Raw genomic sequence first — 7,483 nt, 5'->3', positions numbered from 1 at the left:
AACTAATATTGAAAGCTTTTCTTTGTTTGAGCAGTTTAAATTTAAAAAAGAAGTTTGTAATCATGTTATTATTAAAGGAAAAGAGTATAAAGTTATAGGAAGTATATGGGAATTTATGTTTAGTTATTTTGATAATGAGCAAAAAAAGATTTTAGAATTTGGAGTTGATTGCGGTTTTGGAGAAAGAAATAGCTTTGGGTTTGGATTTATAAATGTAATGAGATAGAGAAAGAAGCGGAGAGGTTATAAGTTAAATTTCAAGATGAGAAATAACTTAAGATTTTACAAAATCAATAGAGTCTACCTTGTTATCACAAACTTTTTCATTTGCCACACACCATTCTCATCATATCCAAATGGTAACTGAAGTACAGTAATTATTTCTCCTTTTTTTACTTCAACTTCATCAATTTCTTTTAATTTGTAAAAATTAGATATATCGATTTCTTTTTCATCTACTAGAGAAATCGACTTTATTAAGTTTTCAGAAGATCCAAGATAAGGAGTAAAAATACTTTCACTCTTTTTAATTTTTTCTTCAAGTATTTTGCCGAATGAATCCTCACATTCTATTTTCACAAAGAATGTAAAATGAAAAATATAACTTTGTGTAACAATAGTTGTCCAATTTTTCTTCCATTTACTTTTGTCTGCATTCCATCTAAGAATGCCAAATTCGAATCTATCTGTTTTGATATCTGGAAAATAAATTTCCAATTTCTTTATTTTTTCTTGGACTTCTTTTCTTATTATTTTTCTATTCTCCCTAATATCATTGTTTCCCTTCCCAAGTAATGCAGCTAGAAGACCATAAATTGAAGTTGGCGGAGGTAAAAATAATGATGGAGAAGAAGTCAAAAATAAAGGATTCCTATAAGAAAAGGAAATCGTTTCTAGCTTGAGCAGAAGTTGCATATTCTCCCATCAGAATAGTATTGGATTAATTTCTTGAGGAAGCTTAAAGATATCCTTATATTCTTTTTTTATATAAACTTTAAACTCATTTATTATTTTTTCCTTATCTGTTTGTGTTTGTTGTTGTGTATTAGAGGCATTAGAGGTTGGATTTACTTTCAACTCATTTAGTTTTTCAAATAACTTGTGAGTATCAATTTCATAATCCCTTAAAGATAGTGGATTTTCAACTTTTTCTTTAACATCTAACATTCCAAAAAAATTTGCATATTTCTCATTGCAAAATTCTATCTCTACAATTAATAAAGGTGTAGAATTTTTAGAGGAGGTAGAAAGTGTTGGTGCTAACTTAAGATTCTGTAACGCTTCTATAAGCAATTTATAATCATATTCGCTCATATTGGTTTCTTTTGCTGTTATGTCATTAATAAAAATAAAATGCTCTACTATGGCAACAGGAACTGCATACTTCTTTCCTATCGATCCTCCCTTCTTTTTTTCTTCTTTAGAAGCCATGACATTCGTAATAGTTACATCTATTTTTTCTACTTTGTTAAGTGAAATGCCAAAACTTACTTGGGTTGGACCTATTGATTTAATGCTTGTTGATTTAATGCTTGAGCCCTCCTCCTTCTCATCCTTTCCTGGTATAGGAATTAAGAAACCAAAAACTCTTAGATCCCAACATTTTTCTAGTAATTTTTGCTTAATTTGATTTAAATCTTTATCTTTTACATCTTCTATTAATTCTTTTACTCTTTCTTCTGGTGTGATTCTTTTTCCATTTTCTTTAATAATCTCCCTAAGAAATACTTCTGTATTAGAGCAATTAGAGTAAACGTAATCTCTTATTCTTCTTTTTAGGAAGACATCTGTGATAAATATTTTTTCTCCAAATATTCTAGGTTCATTGTCAAAACTAGGATCACCATTGGGGTTACACCATTCAAAACCATAAAGGTAAACAATCCCCCTTCTTTTTACTGCTTCCTTCGAACTTGCACCTTCCATATTACATTATATATCCCATAAAAATATAAAATTTTATTTTCTTTTCCTTTTCTAATATTTCTAAGTCTTTCCAAAAGGATGGAGAAAGTTTTTCCGTATTGAGTTTTTCTCTTTCTTCCTCACTTAAATAATAAATATATCTGTGCGCAATCTTGTTAACAATGCCTATTAAATCTTTTATCTTAATTTCTTCTTTACTTAGTAGTTTACTCCCAATTGGATTTCCACTCATCTTTTCGTCTATTTTTCTAATTATTTTTCCTATAAATCGAAGTACTTCTTCTGCGCTAGCTTCCATAATTTCTATATAAGCTTTAATATATATATAAATTTTTTAACTCTTAGCATAATAGATGTTTATTATAGTATTGAATGAATTTTATTGCACTTATTTTATTTCTTATTTCTTTAAGATTATAATCCAAAATGTTCTTTTGTGTTATTTTGTTAAATATACTTAGTAGCCTAGTTTCCATTGTACTATCTATTCTTTCTAACCTAATTATTTTTTTTACTACATCTAAAAAGAATGATTCATTTTTTATTTCTTTGTTTTTCAAATAAGAAAGAAGAGATTTCTTTGCAAATAATTTTATATTCTCAATTTTTTCACTTTCTTTCCATTTTTTAAAAATTTTGTAGGCTTGTATTAAGTTTGAAAGTTTAGTTTTTTCCATAACTATATCTTGCTTATTCTTCTCCTGACGAAAAAACACTAAAGTTAAGAAAATTCTTTCGGAGATGCTTTCCATTTGCGGGATTATATAATTTTCAATTATAGAATCTAAGTTATCTTCTCTATTTATATCTTCCCAAAACTTACAAACATCATATTCTTCTTCATTTTCAAAATAGGGGAAAATTTTAATTCTCCAATTAGGAAGTTTGAGATTAGTATCTTCTAAAGAGATAAAATGTTTATTTGTTTCTAATTTTTTTACACAGTCTGTACAGATTCTTATGCTTTTTTCATACCATTTTCCTGAATGTAAATATATTGGTGCAATATTTTTGTCTGCTTTGATTAACCAACCAAAAATTTTAGATAATCTTTCGGAAGGAGTCAGTTCTTTATTATTAAGACATATTAAACATTCGCCTTTTTCTTTTTTCATACTTAACTCTTTTTGTAGTTCTTCTTCGACATCTTGTGGTTGCGGTACAGGAATTCGCAAAATTTTAATAGTTATTTTTTTCTTTCTTTTATTTTCTATTATATAATTATAATTTTCTTTTAACCATACCCATAATTTTGATTCTTTTTCTTTTAATTCATCTAGGGATAAGTTTTGAGGTTTCTTTTTCTCTTTTATTCCATAAAAACTAAGGTGTCCTCTTTTTTCTTGTTTCGGAATTATATAATGTTCAATAAATGCCTTTATTACTTCCCTTTGAAATGCGTGTAAATCTTCTTGGTCTTTTCCCGGAATAAAAAATCTATAAGGTTCTTTATCTAAAATTTCTATTATATAGTTTTTCCAATTTCTTACTTTTCTTTCTACTTTACTCATCATAATTTTTTTAATATATTCTTCTCCTTCTTTTACTTCTGGGAGTTTTCTAACCAATTGAGCTATAGCCTCTAACATATTCCTATAAAAATACTTTTGAATTTAATAATTTAATTGGTTTATCTATCTATTAATAATTATGAATGAATACTATTCTCATCCGGGGAAAATTTTTGAAAATCATCTTACTGAGATTCAAGCTATTAGCGAAAGATTAATTGATATATTAGGTCCAGAAAAAGATGAAACTAAGAAATTTTATAAAAAGATAATTAAATATTTTGCTTTTTTTCATGACTTAGGAAAATTAACTAAGAGTAATCAAGAAAGAATAAAGAAAGGAGAAAAATTAGCTCACCCACACTCAATTTATGGTGGAATAATCTTTAGGTTGTTTTGTGAGAATACGGAATTTTCAAAAGAGTTGACTAATAAAGAAAAAAGAATAATTTATTTCATAATAAGATATCATCACACATCTTTTTCTGATTTTTGGAATAAAGATGAATTAATAGAAAGGGAAGAATATAAGAAGGAATATATAGAAGAGATTCTTCATGTGTTAGCAGATTTTTCTTCTTTATTCTATAAGTTTTTCTCTCTCCAACAAGATAAAGTTTTATATTCTATAAAAAACCAACTATCAAAATTATTAGAAAAAGTAAAAAAAGACGAAATAAATATTGCTAGTCAGCAGTATAAGTATTCTTCTACTATTGATGATTATATTGATGTTCTTTTCATATCTTCTATCTCTTTTTTGGCTGATAGACTAAGTGCGAACAATAATGGAGAAGAGTTTCTTAAAAAAATTGAAGAAGAAATTAACATAGAAAAATATAGTAAATTGGAGGAGAAGTTAAAATTTTATTTATCACAATTGCCCCACAATGAAGAAATTGATAAAGTAAGAAAAGAATGTCATGATGAAGTTATTCAAAATTTTGAAAAAGTTAATATTCAAAATTTAAGAATATTTAGAATCTCACTCCCAACCGGAATCGGTAAAACCTATATAGGTATTAGAATGGCACTTTCTATTGCAAAGAAGTATAAACTACCTGTCATTTATTCCTTGCCGTTTATCAATATTATTGAGCAAACTGATATAAATTTTAAAAAAATTTTTGGAGAAAAAAACGTAGAAAAGTTACATCATCTAGTATTTTTAGAAAATTTAGGAGAGGAAGATATTGAGGAAGTCATAAACTTTAAAATTTCACCAATATTAATAACTACTTTCTTTCAAGTTTTTGCTTCTTTATTTCCTCCTGCTCGTAGTTTTATTTTAAAATTTCCCATATTGATAAACTCATGTCTAATTTTAGATGAACTACAATCCTTTAATCCAGAGTTTTATTCAATTTTTGAAAAAATTATAGAAAAAATCATTGAAAGGGGATTTAAGTTAAGGGTAATATTAATGAGTGCTACTCTACCACCATTATTTAAGAATGCAAAGGATCTTACGAAAGATTTGAAAGAAAAATATTACAGCAAATTCAATAGATACAAAATGTCATTTAAAGGAGAAATTGAGATAGAAGAATATAAAAAGTATTTGTTAGAAAAAATTATTAATACTAATAAGAAAAGAATAGGAATAATTTGTAATAAAGTAGAAGAAGCTAGAGAGATCTTTATTTTTTTAAAAAAGTCTTTAAATTGTAATCAGTTATTAAATCTGCTTAGTATAAAATCTTCAACTGAATTTTCAGAAAAAATAAAAAAGTTAATTGAAGACGTATATAAAGCAAATGATTTTTCTCCAGAGTTTAAAAAGCTTGTTGGAGATTTTTTACAATCTATCGATTCAACATTAAAGGGTGCAGAAGTAATTTATTCTTATAATAAGGAGCATAACATACAGCTCCTCTATCTTGCTGCTAATCTTATAGATGGAATAAAAATTGAAAGGGTAAAGTTTCTTATTGAGCTAATGGAGAATTTAAAAAATAAAAAGGAAAGAGAAAAAAAACTTATTGTAGTTTCAACTCAGGTAATTGAAGCAGGAGTAGATTTTGATTTTGATATGATGTTTAGAGATTTTGCTCCATTTGACTCACTTATTCAGAGTTCGGGAAGAGTAAATAGAAGTGCAAATAATCCTTTGCCAGAAGAAATAGAAATATGGGAAGTTTTTGAAGAAAGAGAAAATAAGAAATATTCTTACTCTCCTATATATAGCGCTTTTCTAATTTCTCATACTAAGCAAGTCATTCCAAAAAATAAAATATTAGAAGAAAAAGACATTTTGGAAATTATGTACAAGTATTTAGAGAAAGTTGAATATTTAAAAAACCAAGATAAGTATGAAAGTATTATAGAAGGGTTGAAATTTATCGAAATAAGGACTAAATGCAGACTTATAGAAGATTGGTGGTCTGTTGAACTAATTTTAGATAAAAATAATATTTTTGAGTTGTACACAAAAATAAAGGAATATCTCAGATCAAAGTACACATATCGTTTAGTAAAAGAAAAAAAGGTTTTCTTTAGAAAAATACTACCATATTTATTGCTTCTTCATTCTAAAAAAGCATTAGCAAAAGAAGAAAAGGAAGAATTTATAACAAATATAAAAGAAGGAAAAATTTTAATAGAAAGAAAAGAAGATATTAGCTCATTACTTCCCCATTTACTAGAAAGTATCAGATTCTTCGTAAGAAATTCGGAATTTTATGATGCTGAAACTGGATTTAAACTTACAGGTTATGAAAACGTCTATATATTTTAGAGCTTATCAAGATTATGGAGACCAGCAACTATGAAAAAATTTCAAGAAAGTTTGAAGAAATATTTGAAAATGAGGTTTTGTTTACAGGAGTTCAAATAAATTATTTTATCCATTGTAAAACACAGCTTTGGTATTTTTCTCACTATGTTACACAGGAGCATGAATCAGAGCTAGTAATTTTAGGTAAGATATTACATGAAATTACATTTAAAGATATAGAGAAAGACATACTTATAGAGAAAATCTCTATAGATTTTATTAAAAAGGGGGATAAAGTTATTCTTCATGATGTTAAAAAGTCTGACAAATTTCAAGAAGCTCACTATTATCAACTACTTTACTATCTTTACTATCTCAAGCATGAAAAAGGTATTGAAAATGTAGAAGGAATAATTAATTATCCATCAAAAAGGAAAATTGTTGAAGTTAAGCTAACTCCTGAAAAAGAAATTGAATTACAAAAAATTTTTCAAGAAATTAAAAGAATAGTTTCTTTACCAAAACCTCCAAAACCAGAAAAGAAAAAATATTGTAGAAAATGTAGCTATTTTGAATTATGTTGGATTAATAAATAATTAAATGGGAAGAGTTAATTACTATGTTACTAGCAATGGAATTTTAAAAAGAAAACAAAATACAGTCTATTTTATTAAAAGGAATGAAAAAGGCGAAATAGAAAAGAAAGTTTTACCAATCAATAAAATTTATGCAATATATGCACATGGTAGAATAACCTTTTCATCTGCTGTAGTTTCATATCTTTCCAAGCATGGTGTACCAATACACTTTTTTAACAAATACGGTTTCTATGAAGGTAGTTTATATCCTAGACAAACTTTAGTATCTGGATATTTGTTAGTAAAACAAGTTGAACATTATCTAAATAAAGAAAAAAGGTTAGAACTAGCAAAAAAATTTGTTGAAGGTTGTGGAGAAAATATTATAAAAAATTTGCAATACTATGAAAGAACGAAAGGGGAATTGCAAGAAGAAATAGAAAAAATTAGATTTTTTATAAGAGAAATAGAGAAACAAAATGATATCCCATCAATTATGGCAATAGAAGGAAATATTTGGGATACTTATTATCAAAGTTTTAACAAGATTTTCCCTGAAGAATTTCATTTTGATAAAAGAAGCAGAAGACCACCAGAAAACATGATAAATTGTTTGATAAGTTTTGGTAATTCTTTAGTTTACTCAACAGTACTAACAGAAATTTATAACACTCAATTAAATCCAACTATAAGTTATTTACACGAGCCATTTGAAAGAAGATTTTCTTTAGCGTTGGATTTGAGTGAAATAT

The 7,483-nt window shown here is 26.6% G+C and carries 8 protein-coding genes; 4 read left to right on the top strand and 4 right to left on the bottom strand.

Features of this window, described 5'->3' with window-relative positions; all coding sequences use genetic code 11:
- Window positions 1–226: CRISPR-associated endoribonuclease Cas6 (locus ABIN73_10225; protein ID MEO0270100.1), on the top strand; the 226-nt coding region annotated here is incomplete at its 5' end.
- A 74-nt stretch (window positions 227–300) separates the two neighbouring features.
- On the opposite strand, the gene ABIN73_10220 is transcribed toward ABIN73_10225, so the two are convergent.
- From ABIN73_10220 to ABIN73_10205, 4 genes are read right to left on the bottom strand one after another with little or no spacing between them, the layout of a single operon-like run.
- Window positions 301–915 (bottom strand): CRISPR-associated protein Cas5, encoded by a 615-nt coding sequence (locus ABIN73_10220; protein ID MEO0270099.1) that lies wholly within the window; start codon window positions 913–915, stop codon window positions 301–303.
- A 9-nt stretch (window positions 916–924) separates the two neighbouring features.
- Window positions 925–1,926: a CRISPR-associated protein gene (locus ABIN73_10215; GenBank protein ID MEO0270098.1), complete on the bottom strand. Its 1,002-nt coding sequence runs from the start codon at window positions 1,924–1,926 to the stop codon at window positions 925–927.
- Window position 1,927: 1 nt separating this feature from the next.
- Window positions 1,928–2,224 carry a hypothetical protein gene (locus tag ABIN73_10210; GenBank protein MEO0270097.1) on the bottom strand — a complete coding sequence of 99 codons (297 nt, stop codon included), beginning with the start codon at window positions 2,222–2,224 and terminating at the stop codon, window positions 1,928–1,930.
- A 43-nt stretch (window positions 2,225–2,267) separates the two neighbouring features.
- The gene (locus ABIN73_10205) at window positions 2,268–3,515 is read right to left on the bottom strand and encodes a hypothetical protein (protein MEO0270096.1); all 1,248 of its coding nucleotides are present in this window, start codon (window positions 3,513–3,515) and stop codon (window positions 2,268–2,270) included.
- Between the two features lie 61 nt (window positions 3,516–3,576).
- On the opposite strand from ABIN73_10205, the gene ABIN73_10200 reads away from it, so the two are divergent.
- From ABIN73_10200 to cas1b, 3 genes are all read left to right on the top strand, one after another.
- Window positions 3,577–6,174 carry a CRISPR-associated endonuclease Cas3'' gene (locus ABIN73_10200; GenBank protein MEO0270095.1) on the top strand — a complete coding sequence of 866 codons (2,598 nt, stop codon included), beginning with the start codon at window positions 3,577–3,579 and terminating at the stop codon, window positions 6,172–6,174.
- Between the two features lie 14 nt (window positions 6,175–6,188).
- Window positions 6,189–6,749: a CRISPR-associated protein Cas4 gene (gene cas4 / locus ABIN73_10195; protein MEO0270094.1), complete on the top strand. Its 561-nt coding sequence runs from the start codon at window positions 6,189–6,191 to the stop codon at window positions 6,747–6,749.
- A gap of 4 nt (window positions 6,750–6,753) precedes the next feature.
- On the top strand, window positions 6,754–7,483 hold a 730-nt coding region (cas1b, locus tag ABIN73_10190; protein MEO0270093.1), incomplete at its 3' end, for a type I-B CRISPR-associated endonuclease Cas1b.

The organism is candidate division WOR-3 bacterium (assembly GCA_039804025.1).
Lineage (GTDB): Bacteria > Hydrothermota > Hydrothermia > Hydrothermales > JAJRUZ01 > JBCNVI01.
This window is presented reverse-complemented; position numbering and strand designations above follow the sequence as displayed.

Coding starts and splice junctions, on each gene's coding strand:
- ABIN73_10215 (MEO0270098.1), bottom strand. CDS start 1,926: ATGGAAGGTGCAAGTTCGAAGGAAGCAGTAAAAAGAAGGGGGATTGTT.
- ABIN73_10200 (MEO0270095.1), top strand. CDS start 3,577: ATGAATGAATACTATTCTCATCCGGGGAAAATTTTTGAAAATCATCTT.
- ABIN73_10210 (MEO0270097.1), bottom strand. CDS start 2,224: ATGGAAGCTAGCGCAGAAGAAGTACTTCGATTTATAGGAAAAATAATT.
- ABIN73_10220 (MEO0270099.1), bottom strand. CDS start 915: ATGCAACTTCTGCTCAAGCTAGAAACGATTTCCTTTTCTTATAGGAAT.
- ABIN73_10205 (MEO0270096.1), bottom strand. CDS start 3,515: ATGTTAGAGGCTATAGCTCAATTGGTTAGAAAACTCCCAGAAGTAAAA.
- cas4 (MEO0270094.1), top strand. CDS start 6,189: ATGGAGACCAGCAACTATGAAAAAATTTCAAGAAAGTTTGAAGAAATA.